At 64.0% G+C, this 15,035-nt stretch carries 11 protein-coding genes; 5 read left to right on the top strand and 6 right to left on the bottom strand.

Features of this window, described 5'->3' with window-relative positions; all coding sequences use genetic code 11:
* Positions 1-15 precede the first annotated feature (15 nt).
* Both antB and antA read right to left on the bottom strand, forming a co-directional pair.
* Positions 16-507, bottom strand: a complete 492-nt coding sequence (antB, locus tag J7302_RS12350) for an anthranilate 1,2-dioxygenase small subunit (RefSeq protein ID WP_215374588.1) — start codon at positions 505-507, stop codon at positions 16-18.
* Entirely contained in the window at positions 504-1,898 is a 1,395-nt protein-coding gene (gene antA / locus J7302_RS12345) for an anthranilate 1,2-dioxygenase large subunit (protein ID WP_215374585.1), read from the bottom strand. Before antA ends, antB begins: the two co-directional genes overlap by 4 nt.
* Positions 1,899-2,664: 766 nt before the next feature.
* Here antA and J7302_RS12340 point away from each other — a divergent pair.
* The 4 genes from J7302_RS12340 to J7302_RS12325 all read left to right on the top strand — a co-directional run bounded on the left by J7302_RS12340 (position 2,665) and on the right by J7302_RS12325 (position 7,545).
* Entirely contained in the window at positions 2,665-3,672 is a 1,008-nt protein-coding gene (locus tag J7302_RS12340; RefSeq protein WP_215374582.1) for an AraC family transcriptional regulator, read from the top strand.
* 126 nt (positions 3,673-3,798) lie between these two features.
* Positions 3,799-4,536, top strand: coding sequence for a DUF899 domain-containing protein (locus J7302_RS12335; protein WP_215374578.1), 738 nt, complete (start codon positions 3,799-3,801; stop codon positions 4,534-4,536).
* A gap of 625 nt (positions 4,537-5,161) precedes the next feature.
* Complete coding sequence (locus J7302_RS12330; RefSeq protein WP_215374575.1) at positions 5,162-6,367, top strand: MFS transporter; 1,206 nt, start codon at positions 5,162-5,164, stop codon at positions 6,365-6,367.
* 236 nt (positions 6,368-6,603) lie between these two features.
* A complete protein-coding gene (locus J7302_RS12325) occupies positions 6,604-7,545 on the top strand; it encodes a LysR substrate-binding domain-containing protein (protein WP_215374572.1) in 942 nt (313 codons plus the stop codon).
* A gap of 29 nt (positions 7,546-7,574) precedes the next feature.
* Here J7302_RS12325 and J7302_RS12320 read toward each other — a convergent pair whose 3' ends face one another.
* Positions 7,575-9,278, bottom strand: coding sequence for a BCCT family transporter (locus J7302_RS12320; protein ID WP_215374567.1), 1,704 nt, complete (start codon positions 9,276-9,278; stop codon positions 7,575-7,577).
* A 254-nt stretch (positions 9,279-9,532) separates the two neighbouring features.
* On the opposite strand from J7302_RS12320, the gene J7302_RS26825 reads away from it, so the two are divergent.
* Positions 9,533-9,658 carry a hypothetical protein gene (locus J7302_RS26825; RefSeq protein ID WP_285899542.1) on the top strand — a complete coding sequence of 42 codons (126 nt, stop codon included), beginning with the start codon at positions 9,533-9,535 and terminating at the stop codon, positions 9,656-9,658.
* A gap of 59 nt (positions 9,659-9,717) precedes the next feature.
* Here the strand turns inward: J7302_RS26825 and J7302_RS12315 are convergent, their stop codons facing one another.
* The 3 genes from J7302_RS12315 to capB form a co-directional block, all read right to left on the bottom strand.
* Positions 9,718-10,674 (bottom strand): AraC-like ligand-binding domain-containing protein, encoded by a 957-nt coding sequence (locus tag J7302_RS12315; RefSeq protein WP_215374564.1) that lies wholly within the window; start codon positions 10,672-10,674, stop codon positions 9,718-9,720.
* A gap of 98 nt (positions 10,675-10,772) precedes the next feature.
* Positions 10,773-12,857 carry a caprolactamase subunit alpha gene (gene capA, locus J7302_RS12310; protein ID WP_215374560.1) on the bottom strand — a complete coding sequence of 695 codons (2,085 nt, stop codon included), beginning with the start codon at positions 12,855-12,857 and terminating at the stop codon, positions 10,773-10,775.
* Between the two features lie 13 nt (positions 12,858-12,870).
* Positions 12,871-14,616, bottom strand: coding sequence for a caprolactamase subunit beta (capB, locus tag J7302_RS12305; protein ID WP_215374557.1), 1,746 nt, complete (start codon positions 14,614-14,616; stop codon positions 12,871-12,873).
* Between the last annotated feature and the right edge of the window lie 419 nt (positions 14,617-15,035).

Genomic DNA, 15,035 nt, shown 5'->3' with positions numbered 1-15,035 from the left:
CGTACATCCAGTCGATCAGAGGTGGTAGAAGTCGAGCACCGAGTTGATGGTGTCGTTGAGCAGCACCATGTGCTTTCGGGTGATCTTCCAGCTCTCGCCCGAGGGTCTCAGGTGGTAGGTCGCGTGGCCGAAGAACTGCTCGCTCTGGCCCAGGCGGTAGTACAGCGTGTGCCAGTTGGCCTTCACCTCCAGCTGCCCGTCGGCCATTTCCGCGATACGCACGTTGCTGATCTGGTGCAGGGTGCGCGGCATCGGCACGGTCGAGGCCGCCTTGCCGGTGCGGATGCGGAACACGCGATCCTCTAGGCCCGAGCGGTTGCTGTAATAGATCAGCGACATGCCGCGCTTCGGATCCTGGGTGTACTCATGCTCGGACTCCCACTGCGGCAGGTGGTATTCGCACTGCTCGTCGAACAGGTCGAGGTAGGCGTCCCAGTCCTGGGCGTCGCACAGCGCCGACTTGCGGTAGAGGTACTGTTCGATCTGGTATTGCAGTTGCTGGTTCATGCCTGCACCTCCTGCAGTTTCAGGGCTTTCTGGTCCAGGCCCTTGAGCAGGAACCGCTGCCAGTTGGCGTGCTGGTTCACGTACAGGCCTTCATGGGTGAATTCGGTGCCGGTCAGCACCGGCGCGATGCCCAGGGTCTGGCTGTTCGAGGTGACGCCGGTGACCCACTTGTCATAGCCGCGGGAGATGTCGCTCCAGCGCTCCAGGCGGGCCTGGAAGCCGCGCTGGGCCTCGCGGAATTCCACCAGGTCGTCCGGGGTGCCCATGCCGGATACGTTGAAGAAATCCTCGAACTGGCGGATGCGGCTTTCGCGATCCTGGTCCGACTCGCCCTTCACACCAATGCACTGGCTGATGATTTCGGTCTTGTTCCAGGCCACCGGCCGCACGATGCGCAGCTGCGAGCTGATCTGGTCCATGAAGAACAGGCTGGGGTAGATGTTCAGGTTGCGCAGACGATGCATCATCCACTCGGCCTTGGCCTGGCCGTGCTCCTCCACCAGGCGCGGCATCACGGTGGCGTAGCCGGGGCGCACGGCGGGGTTGGGCATGTCGCTGAACAGCACACTGTGGCCGTTGTTGAAGGAGAACCAGCCGTCGTCGGTCTCGGCATCGCCGGCGCCCAGCTTGCTGTAGTCCAGGGTGCTGCTGGCACCGCCTTTGGCCGAGTTGACCTGCTGACGGTGCTGCACGGTGGCCACGTAGTTGTAGTGCACGGTGCTGACGTGATAGCCGTCCAGACCGTTCTCGTTCTGCAGCTTCCAGTTGCCGTCGTAGGTGTAGGTGGACTTGCCGGGCAGCACTTCCAGTTCGCCGGTGGGCGACTGGGCGACCATCATGTCGAAGAACACCTTGGCGTCGCCGAGGAAGTCTTCCAGGCTGTCGGTGCCGGTGGCGTCGAGGCTGATGAAGACGAAGCCCTTGTAGCTCTCGATGCGCGCTTTCTTCAGGCCGCGAGTGGCCTTGTCGAAGCCCTCGGGGTATTCACCTGGCGCCTTGACCTTCACCAGACGGCCGTCGCTCTTGTAGCACCAGGCGTGGAAGGGGCAGGTGAAGGTGGACTGGTTGCCCTTGCCTACGCGGGTCAGGGTGGCGCCGCGATGTTGGCAGGCGTTGATCAGGGCATGCAGCTGGCCGTTGCCGTCGCGGGTGATGATCATCGGCTGGCGGCCGGCGCGCATGGTCATGAAGTCATTCGCGTTGGCGATCTCGCTTTCATGGCAGGCGTAGATCCAGTTCTTCTCGAAGATCAGTTCCATCTCCAGGTCGAACAATTCCGGCTCGGTGAACATGTCACGGGCAATGCGGTACACGCCTTCGTCAGGACGGAAGTCCAGGCAGCCGCTGACGTATTCTCTCCACTGCGCAACGCTTTTATTCGAAGTATTCATGGGTTGGCACCTTCCACATCGGGCGAATCAGTGGGGTTCATTAGAAGGAGCCACGGGTAATCCGGTCTATCCGCTTAGTTGGCAAAGCCGATCCGTAAAATTCGGCCTGGCAGGTGGAGTTCGGCCGCAAGCCAGGGGCGCTCTGGGGGGAAGTGCTCCTTGAGCCGGACGGGCCAAAACAAGTGGATAGTCTTGGTCGAAAATGGGGATAGCGAGCGAGCCGTCCAACTGGCCTCATCGACAGCGACTAACGCCGTGCAACCTTGCGAGGTAACAGCCTTTGTCGGGATTCCTGGCAGGCGGTAACGCTTGTGGATCGATTTGCCTGCCGCTATCAGGAAGGGGGGCGGCAGGGCTATCCGATAAATGAGGTTTTCCTATCCGCTGGCTGCGAAAGCCGGGCGCGCGCCGCCGTGGGTGTTTCCAAAGGAAGTAACACCTACCTGTCGCTGAGGTCGTGCGGTGGGCGTGGGAGGTTGGCAGGGCTCGAAATCGTGGAGTTCCGCTGCCTGACCAAGGCAGGGCAGCGTCGCCCCAATGCTGTGCCCAGTGAGTCACGAGGCCGCTCTGGATTGCCTGTTAGGGGCGTCTCCTGGGCGTCGCCCGGCCGTTGGGCGGCCATTCCTGTCCGGAAAGTTGGCCAGTGCTATCCTCGAATTTCGTAATGTCCGGACGACCCGGGGACTGGCATGGACATTGCTGTACGTGGAGAGTGACGCGCCGCAAGAGCGCGCACGTTCAGAACAGCCGTGATGGGTGCCGCGTGATGACGACAAAAAATGACCTGCATTTCCGTGATATCTCCGCCGATCGCTATGATCTGGCAGGAGCGCGATCCTGGATGTCGGACATCTGTGGACCGCACCTGCTGAAAGCCAGTCAGCCAAACCGGATCCAGTTTCATCACAGCGGCAATGTCCTCCGGTCGATGTCTACCACGCTCGGCTACGTCGAGTACGGTACCGACGTGGTCATTGGCATTGGCGAAGAAACCAACCTCAATTGCTACAGCGTCAGCCTGCCGTTGTCCGGTGAGCAGGAGTTGGCCAAGTCGGGCCGGCTACTGCGTTCCGATCGTGATCACGGCGTGATCGTCTCGCCCTATGAGCATCAGGAGCTGACTATCGGCGGCGACTGCCACAAGCTGCAGGTGGCCATTCCCCGGGCGGCCATGCAGCAAACCCTGGAAGACCTGTTGCAGCGCGCCGTGGATGTGCCGCTCTGCTTCGAGCCGGAGATGGATGCGGTCAACGGTGCCGCCGCCTCCTGGTGGCGTATGGCTCGCCACCTGATCGACGAACTGGAGCGCAGCCGAGACCTCTACGGCCAGCTGTTTTTCACCCGTGATCTGGAGAGTGCGCTGATCAAGGGGCTGATCCTCGCCCAGCCGAACAACTACTCCGAGGAGTTGCGCGCACGGCTGGAGATCAAGCTGCCGTATTACCTGGTCCGCGCCCGCGACTACATCCATGCGCATGCCCGTGAAGAACTCTTCCTGGAAGACATCGAGCAGGCCTCGGGTATCTCGCGCTTCAAGCTGTTCGAGGGGTTCAAGAAGTTCTTCGGCCTGTCGCCCATGGCCTACCTGAAGAAGTACCGACTGACGGCTGTGCGCCAGGAAATCCTCGAAGATCGCTCCCAGCGCAATATCTCGGTGATCGCCATGGCCTGGGGCTTCAACCACCTCGGCCGCTTCTCCAGCGAGTACCGCAAGCTGTTCGATGAAACCCCGAGCATGACCGTGCAGCGCGCTGAGGCGCGGCGCGTGCGCTAGGTGGCTGTCGCAGGTGCTCGTCCACCTTTGGTCGAGTGCCTGTCACGGTGTTGTCGATTGGCCGCAAGCCCGGACGACTAGGAGGTGAAAGCCCCCCAGGCTGGGCTGCGGATCAGGAGAGTCACCATGAACATCGACAACCACCCTGTGGTTTCCCGGGAGCAATGGGTGCTGGCGCGTGAAGCGCACCTGCGCAGGGAGAAGGAGTTCACCCGACTGCGCGACCAACTCAGTGCCGAGCGCCGCGCACTGCCCTGGGTTCGGATCGACAAAGCCTACGTCTTTGAAGGGCCGCAAGGGCGCGAGACGCTCTCGGACCTGTTCGACGGGCGCAGTACCCTGGTCATCTACCACTTCATGTTCGGCCCCGGTTGGGAGGAGGGCTGCCCTGGCTGCTCCTTCCTGGCGGATCACATCGACAGTGCCAATCAGCACCTGAAGCATCACGACGTGACCCTGCTGGTGGTATCACGGGCGCCCTGGCCGGAATTCCAGTCCTTCAAACGGCGGATGGGCTGGCAGTTCAAATGGATGTCGTCCCATGGCAGTGATTTCAATTACGACTTCGGCGTAGCGGTGAAGGCGGATGACATCGCCGCCGGTACCGCCCGCTACAACTACGGCACCAGCAAGGATCCGGGCGAGGACATGCCTGGACTCAGTGTGTTCTACCGCAACCACGCGGGTGAGATTTTCCACACTTATTCCACCTACGCGCGTGGCCTGGACATGCTGGTGGGCGCCTACAACTACCTGGACCTGCTGCCCAAGGGGCGTGATGAGCAGGAAATCATGGACTGGATGCGCCACCACGATCGGTATGAGGAAGCGCCGGAGGAGAAGGGGAGTTGTTGCAGCGCGTAGCCTTAGGTCGCGCTGCCTCTCCTTGCGGGGTGACTTCATTCGCCAGGCAGGTCGGAGGTCTGCCTCTCGGATTCCCAGGCGGCAGCTTCACAGGCCTTGGCGTGTACCTGACAAGTGTTGCAACGGGATACCTTCTTCGTAGGAGCGAGCTTGCTCGCGAACCGGACCTGTTCGCGAGCAAGCTCGCTCCTACAAGGCTCTCGGCCAGGTTCGCGAGCAAGAACTCGGCGTCTCCCCTGCTCCCGCAAGGTTCTCAGCCCGGCCGTCGATGACGGGCACCCGTTAACGCAGACAGAGCCAATGAATCCCCCACACACAGCGGCTAGCCAATTCATCCGGGGCAGGCAATTCGTCGGCGAGGGCTCAAAAAATTATGGATATCATTTCAAGGAGGATATATATGTTGATCGTAATTTAATTGCTGCCGGTCTGGCGGCACGGTCTGCGGGGAATCGAAGATGGTGGGCGAGCAACGAGGTGACGAAAGCTTGGTCGGGTGCCAGGCGAGCGATTGGATCAGCCACGAAAGCTGGCAAATGTTCGAGCACCAGTTGATTGCACTGGCGTTCGAAGAGGGATGGTCCGCGACAGCGGATGCCTATCCATCCAGTCAGGGAGATCTGTCATGAGCGCCGGAGCTTCGCGCCTGCTGCTGGCGATCCTGATGGTGCTCACGGCACTGGGCGAACTTTCGACCCAACTGATCATTCCTGCGCTCGCCGGCATCGAGCAGGGACTCGGGGCTGAGCGCGGTGCCAGCCTGACGGCTCTGTCTATCTTCGTTGCCGCTTTCGGCCTGGGGCAGCTGGTACTCGGACCGCTGTCCGACCGGGTCGGCCGTCGACCGGTGCTGGTTGGCGGACTGATACTTTATCTGGTTGCAACGTCCTGGATGCTGCTGGCCGACAGCATGGCTGACTTCATTGTCGGGCGCATGCTGCAGGGCCTGGGGGCTTGTACGGCGATGGTCCTGGCACGGGCGATCGTACGCGATGTGTGGCAGGCACAAGCAGCGCCAGCCCTGGCGCTGACGGTGATCGGTATGCTCTGCGCCATTGCCCTCTCACCGATGCTGGGTGGCCTGCTGACCCAGTGGGGTGGCTGGCACGCCCCCATCTTCGCCTCCCTGGCGGTGGGCGGTTGCGCGCTATTGGCGGTGCTGGTGGTCTACCGGGAGAGCAACCTGAACCTTGACCCGAAAGCCGGTCACTTGCCGACACTGCTGAGCAGCTACCTGGACTTGCTGAACAACCCGTCCAGCCGCGCCCTGGCCCTGGCCCTGGCCGGCACCTACGGCGCGATGTTCGCTGTGGTGGCCGGATCTTCGGCAGTCTACATCGGCCTGCTCGGACTGACGTCGGCAGAGTACGGCCTGGTGTTCGGCGCTACCATTTCCGGGCTGATCGCCGGGGCTCTGTTCACCCAGCGGCAGATCATGCGTCTCGGGCCGCGGCGCATCGTCGGCATCGGCGTGACACTGGTCGCCTTAGGAGCGCTTGGCACGATGCTGGTACATGCCGTACTTGGTTTGTCGGTGCTGGGGGTTTCCCTGCCGCAAGTGCTGGTGACCTTGGGCGGCGGCATGTTGATCCCCGCCTCGGTGGCCGGAGTGGTGATCCCCAACGCCCACCGAGCCGGCCTGGCGGCGGGGCTGATGGGCTTCGCCCAGATGTCCGGTGCCACCTGCAGTGGCTTGCTGCTCGGCGTACTGCAAGATGGGACCGCCTGGCCCATGATTGGGTTGCAAGGGGCTTTCGCCTTTGCCGCCATCACCAGCTTCAAGGTGCTGAGCCGGGCCGGGCGATCGGCGGCTGCCGCAACAGCTGGGTGAGTGCTGGTCAAGCGCATGACACTGCACCGGCGGCCGCAGGACCGGCAGCCGGTCAACGAGAGGCTGTGCCGAGAAACCCACCCGTTGCGTGCGCCCTTGCAGGCCAATGGCCAGCGCTTGACAGAGCCATGAGCGACACGGGAATAGCTATCCCCGCCAGGCGCGGCGACGGCGGGCGGAATAGGGCCTTAAGATCGCGCCATCTATGAGAGGACGCATCGCCCCAGGCCTGAATCATGAAGATCCATCCCTTGCCTCCCCTGAATAGCCTGGTCGGCTTCGAGGCTGCCGCCAGGCACCTGAGCTTCACCCAAGCCGCGAGCGAGCTGAACGTCACCCAGGGTGCTATCAGCCGTCAGGTGCGCCATCTGGAAGAGTACCTGGGCAAGCCGTTGTTCGAGCGCAATACCCGCACTATCCATCTCACCCCCACTGGCAACCAGTACTACGAAACGGTACGCGACAGCCTGCTGCACCTGGCCCGCTCGACGGACGAGATCCGCCACTGGCGCGGCGATCAGCAGGTGACTGTGGTCACCAGCACCGCGCTTGCCGCGCACTGGTTGCTGCCGAGAGTCCCTGAGTTCAAGAGCCGCTTCGAAGAGATCGACCTGCGCATCGTCGCCAATGACCAGGTGCGGGATTTCGCCCGCCTGGATTGCGACCTAGCGCTCTACTACTGCAGCAAGCCACCCAAGGACATGCTGGCCACGCCGCTGTTCGCCGAAGAGGTGTTCCCGGTGTGCAGTCCGGCTTATCTGGCGCGGCACCCGCACCTTGCTTCGGCAGATGGCCTGGCGGACTGCACCTGGCTCTGGCTGGAAGCGGCCCAGCGGGACTGGATCGGCTGGCCGGAATGGCTCGTCCGTCTCGGGCTCGGGCCCATGGCGCCGCGGCAGCGGATCAACATCAACAGCTACAGCCTGCTGATCCAGTCCGCGCTCAATGGACAGGGTGTGGCGCTGGCCTGGCACCAGTTGGTGGACGATCACCTGCTTACCGGCGCCCTGGTGCGGCCGAACGACCTGGTGTTGAACACCGAGGGCCACTTCTACCTGCTGGAGCGACCCGGGCCCGGTAGCCCGCGGCAGAGCGTGCGGCAGTTCCGCCAGTGGCTGATCGAGCAGCATCTGGCCGACACTGTCCGGGGCTCGGAAAGCACGAAGCCGGCAGCCTAAGCTGCCGGCTTCGTGAGGGGCGGGCGGAGTCAACCGGTCTTGCGTGCGCTCAGTGCGCCATCCAGGCTGCCGCCCGGCATGGTGCGACCGGCCGGACTGGCGCCATCCCGCTGCGGGTCCTGCAGCGGCATACGCTGCCCTCCCGGGTGGCCGGGCAGCGCGCCCATGGGTTCCTGGCGCAGGCAGCACATCAGTGTGTAGCTCAGCAACAGGACGAAGGCGGCGATGGGCAGGCCGGCGGCGATGCTGGCCATCTGGATGGCCGTCAGCCCGCCGGCCAGCAGCAGCGCGATGGCGATGCCAGCCTGGAGGACGCACCAGAGCAGGCGAATGCTCTTGGGTGGGTTGGTGCTGCCGTTGGAGTTGAGGGTGCAGAGCACCTGGGTACCGGAGTCCGCCGAGGTGATGAAGTAGGTTGCAAGCAGGATGCAGACCAGGATGCTCATGGCCTTGCCCAGCAGGCCGCCGTCGATCCGGTCCATCAGGACGAACATGGCCGAGGTGGCGTCCTGCTGGGTGGCCAGCAGCAGCGGGCCGCCGTCGAACCTGGCCTGCTCGCCCACCAGCTCGCCGGCGGTCACGCGCTGTTCATGCTGGATGCGGTCTTCCTGCTCGGCCTTCAGCGCCGAACCACCGAACACCGACATCCAGATGATGGTGACCACGGTGGGCACCAGCAGCGCGCCGACAATCAGCTCGCGAACGGTCCGGCCCTTGGAGATGCGGGCGATGAACAGGCCGACGAAGGGGCCCCAGGTCAGCCACCAGGACCAGTAGAAGGCCGTCCACAGGTTCTGCCAGCCATTGTCCTTCTGCGTGTCGCTCCAGAAGCTCAGGTGCATGATGTTCTGCGCGTAGTCGCCGGTGCTCTCCAGCATCAGGTTGAGGATATAGCGGGTGGGCCCCAGGCAGAGCACCGCCACTACCAGCACCACGGAGAGGATCATGTTCCATTCCGAGAGGATCTTCATGCCGCGGGATACGCCGGCCATCACCGACAGGGTGGTGACCAGGCTGATGATGACCACCAGCGCGACTTGCACGTTCAGGTTCACCGGCAGGTTGAAGACTTGGGCGAGGCCGGTGTTCATCTGCACCACCCCCATCCCCAGGGAGAGGGACACGCCGAATGCGGTGATCACCGCTGCGATGATGTCCACCGCATGGCCCAGGGGGCCGTGGATGCGCTCGCCTATCAGCGGGTAGAGAATGGAACGCATCGTCAGCGGCAGGCCCTTGCGGTAGGCGAAGTACGCCAGCGCCAGGCCGACCATGGTGAAGATTGCCCAGGGATGTAGGCCCCAGTGGAACAGGGTGATGCGCATGGCGGTGGTGGCGGCTTCGTCGGTCAGCCCTTGGGCGAAGGGGTTGTCGGCGTAGTGCGACATTGGCTCGGCCACCGACCAGAAGATCAGGCCGATGCCCATGCCACCGCTGAACAGCATGGCGATCCAGGAGCCGAAACTGAACTCAGGCGCGTCTTCGTCACGCCCGAGCTTGATGTGCCCGAAGCGGCTCATCGCCAGGTAGATCAGCAGGCCCAGGACGCCCGTGACCAAGCCGAGGTAGAACCATTTGAAGTCCTTAAGGATCAGGTCCGAGGTGGCCTTGAAGACTTCCCCCGCCTGCTCGGCTTGCAGGGCACAGCTTACGACGAAGGCGATCACCAACAGCACGGAGCTGAGCGTCACCACGGGGTTGAGGCCCTTGAACAGGCCCGACTCTGCACGCATCTACATCCCCTTTTGTTTTTGTTCAAGGGTTTTTACAGGGCGCCAAGGCCCAATTTAGGGCGACAAAAATGGGTCAGAGCGGATTGTCGGGCAACTCATTTTTAGTCATGCCTTGATGATATTTCGGCATGGGTAGTGGGGGGGACGAGAACAGGGCCGTCCTTTGCAGGGGAGAACTCATTCGCCAAGAACCGCAAGGCTGTGCCTTCGGGGGACTGATGGGGCGGGCCGTTGGCCTGCATTGTGAAAGTGCCATGCAGAGGCACCAGGGAGTCCCGATCAGCGCCCCATATCGCCCAAGCCACCTGGCCTGCCTGATCCCGGCGGTGATCGGTAGCGGGGTCAGCAGCTGGCTGTCCACCGATTCGCTGACGCTGTAGCGCGGAACCAGCGGATCAGCGTGCGCATCCCTGCGAGCGGATTCATCTTGAAGGGCTGTTTAGTGCGAGCTGGCGTTGCGCACTTCGCGGGCGGTGCAGCCGTACTGCTGGCGGAAGGCGCGAGTGAACTGGGCCTGATCGCTGAAGCCCCAGCGGTAGGCGAGTTCGCCGATGGACAGGTGGCAGTGCGGATCACGCAGTTGGCGATGCACGGCTTCCAGGCGTTGCTGGCGCACCCACTCGCCTAGGGTGTAGGGCGTAGCGGCGAAGAGCTTGTGCAGGTAGCGCAATGACAGGCCGCAGGCGCTGGCGATGGATTGCGGGGAGAGCTCCGGGTCGGCGAGGTTCTGCGCAACGAACTGCTCGACTCGTTGCAGGTGCAGGGCGCTGAGGTTGGAGCTTTCACTGCTGAGCACGCGTTCGTCCTGCTGCAACACCAGCAGCAGGGTCGACAGGGTCTGTTCCAGCAGCAGGTGGCGGGCGGAGGACGGGCAGTCGTCGAAGTTGGCAGCGCACAACCCCAATTGCTCGATGAAAACCCGCCCCAGGCCGCGTTCGGCGCCGAAGCAGAAACGGGTGTAGCGCTCGGGGCCGCGCAAGTGGCCTCGTAGTGCCCGTTCGGGCAGCTTGAGCACCCAGAGATCGTTCTCGGCACCGTAATGGAAGCGATAGGGCGCGTCGCCGCGTTCGACGATGAAGCCGCCCGGCGCGCAGCTCAGTTGGCGGCCGTCCTGCTCGAAATGCACATCGGTACAGCGGGGCACAGTGACCAGGTAGAACGCCTCGTTGTCCTGGCCAACCTGGGCCTTGCTGCGTGAATAACCCAGCGTGCTGGAGCGCAGGCGCGAGAGGCTGACGGGGCTGCTTGGGGTATCCCAGACCTGCAGGTGGCCGTCGAAGGGCTTGTTTGTGTCGAACTCCAGCGACAGCGGGAAGTAGGTATCGCTGATCGCCTCGGCCCAGCGCACCTGTCGTTCATGCTGCGACCAGCTGTCGGTCGACAATTCATGGGGCATGGCGTGTCCTCGTGCTTATTGCTTTTGTGAGGACAGCGCGGCAGGTCGAACCTGCCGCGCTGTGTGTCAGCCAATGATCCGCGTGATTCAGGGCCGCATCAAGCGCAGCACGTCACCCGGTAGGTGGCGGACGGTTCGAGAGTCGCCTGCCAACCCGGTGGCACCACGATGTTGGTGGTGTCTTCCTCGATCACGCAGGGGCCTTGCACTGTCTGTCCGGGCAGCAGGCGGTTGCCATTGAACACGGCGGTGGACTGCCAGTCGCCATCGGCGCTGAACAGCATGGGGCGCAGGCTGTTCGGAACCGGTGCCGGCGGGTTGGCCGGGCCTTGCAGCTCGGGCTGCGGCGGGCGCGGCAGATGGCCGATCACCGAGCACTCCAGGTTCACCAACTCCACCGGGCTGCCCTTTTCGCTGTAGGAATAGAGGGTTTTGTGAAGCGAGTGGAAGGACTCGCAAAGGGCGGCAAGGCCCGCTTCGTCGAGTTGATGCTCCTTCAGTTCCACGCTGCATTCATGGATCTGCCCGAGGTAGCGCATTTCCAGGGTGTAGTGGCAGCTGGTGGTCTCGTCGCCGAAACCATCGTCGCGCAAGTTGGCCAGCCCTTGCTGGCGCAGGTCGGCCATGGCGCGGTTGAGCTGGCCCAGGTCCACGTGTTCGGCGTCCAGGCGCATGGGCAGGGTGGTCAGCTGGTCATAGCGGACATCGGAGAGGATCTGGCCGAAGGCGCACAGGCCCGAGGCGACCTTGGGAATCAGGACGGTATGGATGCCGATCTCCTCGGCCAGGCGAACCACGTGCATGCCCGCCGCGCCGCCGGCTCCGATCAGGGCGAAGTCACGCGGGTCATGGCCGCGCTCGATGGACACGCGGCGGATGCCGTTGACCATGTTCAGGTTGACCAGCGTGGTGATGCCGAAGGCCGCGCGTTCGATGCTGATGCCCAGGGGATCGGCGATTTTCTGTCGGATGGCGTCCAGCGCCGCCTGGCGATTCAGGCGGATGGTGCCGCCGAGCAGGGCACCGTCCGGCAGGTAACCAAGGGCCAGGTTGGCGTCGGTCACGGTCGGCTCGGTGCCACCCTTGCCGTAGCACACCGGACCGGGTTTGGAGCCCGCACTGCGCGGACCGACCTGGAGCATGCCGAACTCGTCGAGGTAGGCGATGGAGCCGCCGCCGGCTCCCAGGGTTTCCACCTGGATCATCGGCACGCCGATGCGCTGGCGGAGGAAGTCCACGTCCTTGCTGAAGTTGGTGCGGCCAGCGTTGGTCAGGGTGATATCGAAGGAGGTGCCTCCCATATCGACGGTGATCACGTTGTCGATGCCGAAAGGACGAGCCACCGAGAGGCCTGCCTGCGGTGCCGAGGCTGGACCGGAGTTGATCGCATTCACCGCGCGGTCGCGCATCACATTGCCCGGAGCCAGACCGCCGTTGGACTGGAAGTAGCGCACCGGCTGCTGGGCGCCAAGTTCCTCGAACAGGGCGTCGATGCGCTCCACGTAGCGGCCCATCACCGGGCTCAGGTAGGCGTTGACCACGGTGGTGGAGGTGCGGGTGTATTCGCGGATTTGCGGGAACACTTCGTTGCCGGTGCAGACGAAGACGCCGGGCAGGGCAGCGCGCACCAGCTCGGCGGCGCGCTTCTCATGGCTCGGGTTGCGCACCGACCAGACGAAGGAGATGGCGACTGCTTCCACGCCCTCGGCGCGGAAGTAGTCGATGGCGTCATGAATGGCACGCTCATCCAGTGGGCTGTGCTCGCAGCCGTCGCTGAGGATGCGCCCGGCGATGGGGCGACGCAGGTGGCGCGGCACCAGCATGTGCGCCGGCGGGTAGTGGGCGTCGTAGCGGTGGCCTTCTTCCTTGTGGCCCAGACGGATTTCCAGGCTGTCTTCGTGGCCTTCGGTGCAGAGCAGCCCGACCTTCACGCCGGTGCGCTCGATTAGCGCATTGAGGGCTACCGTGGTGCCGTTGATGCACAGGTCGCAGTTGGCAATGATGTCCGCCGGCGTGCGGCCGGTGGCGTCGGCGATCTGCGCGAGGCCGGCGCGGATGGCCAGGGTGCCATCCTGCGGGGTGGAGGGTGCCTTGAACAGCTGCACGGAGCCGTCGCGGTTGGCGAGGATGAAGTCGGTGAAGGTGCCGCCGGCGTCGATGCCCAGGCGAAATTGGTTACGCATGTCGAATCTCCGATCAGTACTGGGCGCGGGCAGCGCGGGTGGCGGTTTCGTCGAGGTGACCGTCGGCGTCGAGGATCACGCCGTATTCCAGGGCTGCGCCCTTGGGCGAGACCAGGCCGTTACGCACGTCTTCCAGTACGGCGGCCACGGGGCGACGCAGTGGGTCGCCGTAGCCGCCACCACCCGGGTTGATGTTGATGATCCGCTCGCCCGGACGGACGGTGAGCATGGGGTTCTGGGTGTAGTGGGTTTCCTCGCCGTTGGCCTTGCAGTGGATCAGCCGGCCGAGCTTGGGCTCGATCAGTGCGTTGCGCGCACCGGCCGCTCCGGCCGTCGGCAGCTGCCGGCCTTCGCCGAAACCGACCATGGTCATGTCGTGGGCCAGGGGCTCGATCTCCAGGCGTGTGCCGGAGCCTCCGCGGAATTCGCCGGCGCCGCCGCTATCGGTCATCAGGCTGTAGCGGTGGATGACCACCGGGTAAGCGTGTTCGAGCAGTTCGATGTCGCCGCTCATCAGTGCGCCGAAGCAGCACAGCGGGCCACGGGAGTGCCAGCCATCCATTTCCTTGTTGGCGCCGGCGCCGGAGATGATCGAGGCCAGGACCATGGTCACGTACTCGCTGTTCTCGTTGCGCGGGTCGCGGCCAGCGATGTTGATGCCGCTGGTGTGGCCCCAGGAGGCGGTGACGCGTTGTGGCGAGGCCTGCTCCAGGGCCAGGCGCACGGCGTCGGCCAGGGTTTCCATCGGTGTGGTGGTGCAGTTGACGTGGGGCGCCGGCTCCTGGGCGTTGCACAGGGTGCCGCGCGGGCCGACGTCGACGCTGACGCAGCGGTACAGCCCTTCGTTATAGGGCGGGGCGACCTGGGCGAACATCATCAGCCCGAGGTAGACGCCGGAGACCGAGTTGCCCTCGTAGGAGTTGATGAAATAGGGCACCTGCGGTGGACTTTCGATGCGCACGTGGGCCTGGTCGCCGCGGATTTCCACATGGGCGGTGATGGCCAGTTCACCCAGGCCGTGGCCGGAGTCTTCGAGCACGGCGGTGCCGCTGTAGTGGCCATCCGGGACGTCGCGCAGCAGGGCGCGCATATGGCGGTCGGCCATGTTCTTCAACTCGGCGATGCAGGCGCGGACCTGCTCGACGCCGTACTTGTCGAGCAGATCCAGCAGGTGCCGTTCGCCGACGCTGCAGGCGCCGAACTGGGCATTGAGGTCGCCTTCCTGGTAGGCACGGGCGCGCATGTTGGTGAGCAACAGGTTGATCACGTCTTCACGGCGCTTGCCATTGGCCCACAGCTTGACCGGTGGGATGCGCAGGCCTTCGGCGTAGATCTCCTTGGCGTCCGGGTTGTAGCCGGCCGGCACCGGGCCGCCGATGTCGGTGAGGTGGCCCTTGCAGACAGTCCAGAACACCAGCTCGCCCTTGTAGAACACCGGCTTGTACATGCAGCAGTCGAGGATGTGGCTGCCCTTGTAGGCGGGGTCGTTGTGGTAGATCACGTCGCCTTCGGCAATGTCGTCGCCGAAGAACTCAGCCACGCACTTCATGGCGGGAATCAGCGAACCCAGGTGGATCGGGATGTCCTGGCCTTGCAGGATCATCTCCGGGAGGTGGTCGAACAGGGAGTTGGAGTAATCGTGGGCGAGGTTGAAGACACTGGAACGGCCCGTCTTCTCCAGGGTCAGGGTCATTTCGCGCTGCGCTGTTTCCAGCGCGCCTCGCACGACCGCCAGGGTAATGGGATCTACTGTTTTCATGGGGCACCAACGCTTGTTTTTATGTTTCGGGTGAGGGCCGTCTGCGCGCGGCCCGTGGGGTATACGCTACGGCTGGGGCGGGGTGGCTGGATTGTCGCTGGGTGTACCCCTTGTTGCGTTTTGGCGCACTCGGCGTGAAGCATTGCCAGGGCACAATCCATGTAGGAGCGAGCTTGCTCGCGAATGGGCCCAGCGCCTTCGCCAGCAAGCTGGCTCCTACAGGAGCCGCAGGCCGACGCCGATCCTCCGTCGGTAGGAGCGAGCTTGCTCGCGAATGGGTCCAGCGCCTTCGCCAGCAAGCTGGCTCCTACAGGAGCCGCAGGCCGACGCAGATCCTCCGTCGGTAGGAGCGAGCTTGCTCGCGAATGGGGCCAGCGCCTTCGCCAGCAAGCTGGCTCCTACAGGAGCCGCAGGCCGAC

Source organism: Metapseudomonas boanensis (assembly GCF_018704125.1).
GTDB classification, from domain to species: Bacteria; Pseudomonadota; Gammaproteobacteria; order Pseudomonadales; family Pseudomonadaceae; genus Metapseudomonas; species Metapseudomonas boanensis.
This window is presented reverse-complemented; position numbering and strand designations above follow the sequence as displayed.

Bases quoted from the DNA above. Each gene is read 5' to 3' on its own strand.
- antB (WP_215374588.1), bottom strand. From the start codon at position 507: ATGAACCAGCAACTGCAATACCAGATCGAACAGTACCTCTACCGCAAG.
- antA (WP_215374585.1), bottom strand. From the start codon at position 1,898: ATGAATACTTCGAATAAAAGCGTTGCGCAGTGGAGAGAATACGTCAGC.
- J7302_RS12340 (WP_215374582.1), top strand. From the start codon at position 2,665: ATGACGACAAAAAATGACCTGCATTTCCGTGATATCTCCGCCGATCGC.
- J7302_RS12335 (WP_215374578.1), top strand. From the start codon at position 3,799: ATGAACATCGACAACCACCCTGTGGTTTCCCGGGAGCAATGGGTGCTG.
- J7302_RS12330 (WP_215374575.1), top strand. From the start codon at position 5,162: ATGAGCGCCGGAGCTTCGCGCCTGCTGCTGGCGATCCTGATGGTGCTC.
- J7302_RS12325 (WP_215374572.1), top strand. From the start codon at position 6,604: ATGAAGATCCATCCCTTGCCTCCCCTGAATAGCCTGGTCGGCTTCGAG.
- J7302_RS12320 (WP_215374567.1), bottom strand. From the start codon at position 9,278: ATGCGTGCAGAGTCGGGCCTGTTCAAGGGCCTCAACCCCGTGGTGACG.
- J7302_RS26825 (WP_285899542.1), top strand. From the start codon at position 9,533: ATGCAGAGGCACCAGGGAGTCCCGATCAGCGCCCCATATCGCCCAAGC.
- J7302_RS12315 (WP_215374564.1), bottom strand. From the start codon at position 10,674: ATGCCCCATGAATTGTCGACCGACAGCTGGTCGCAGCATGAACGACAG.
- capA (WP_215374560.1), bottom strand. From the start codon at position 12,857: ATGCGTAACCAATTTCGCCTGGGCATCGACGCCGGCGGCACCTTCACC.
- capB (WP_215374557.1), bottom strand. From the start codon at position 14,616: ATGAAAACAGTAGATCCCATTACCCTGGCGGTCGTGCGAGGCGCGCTG.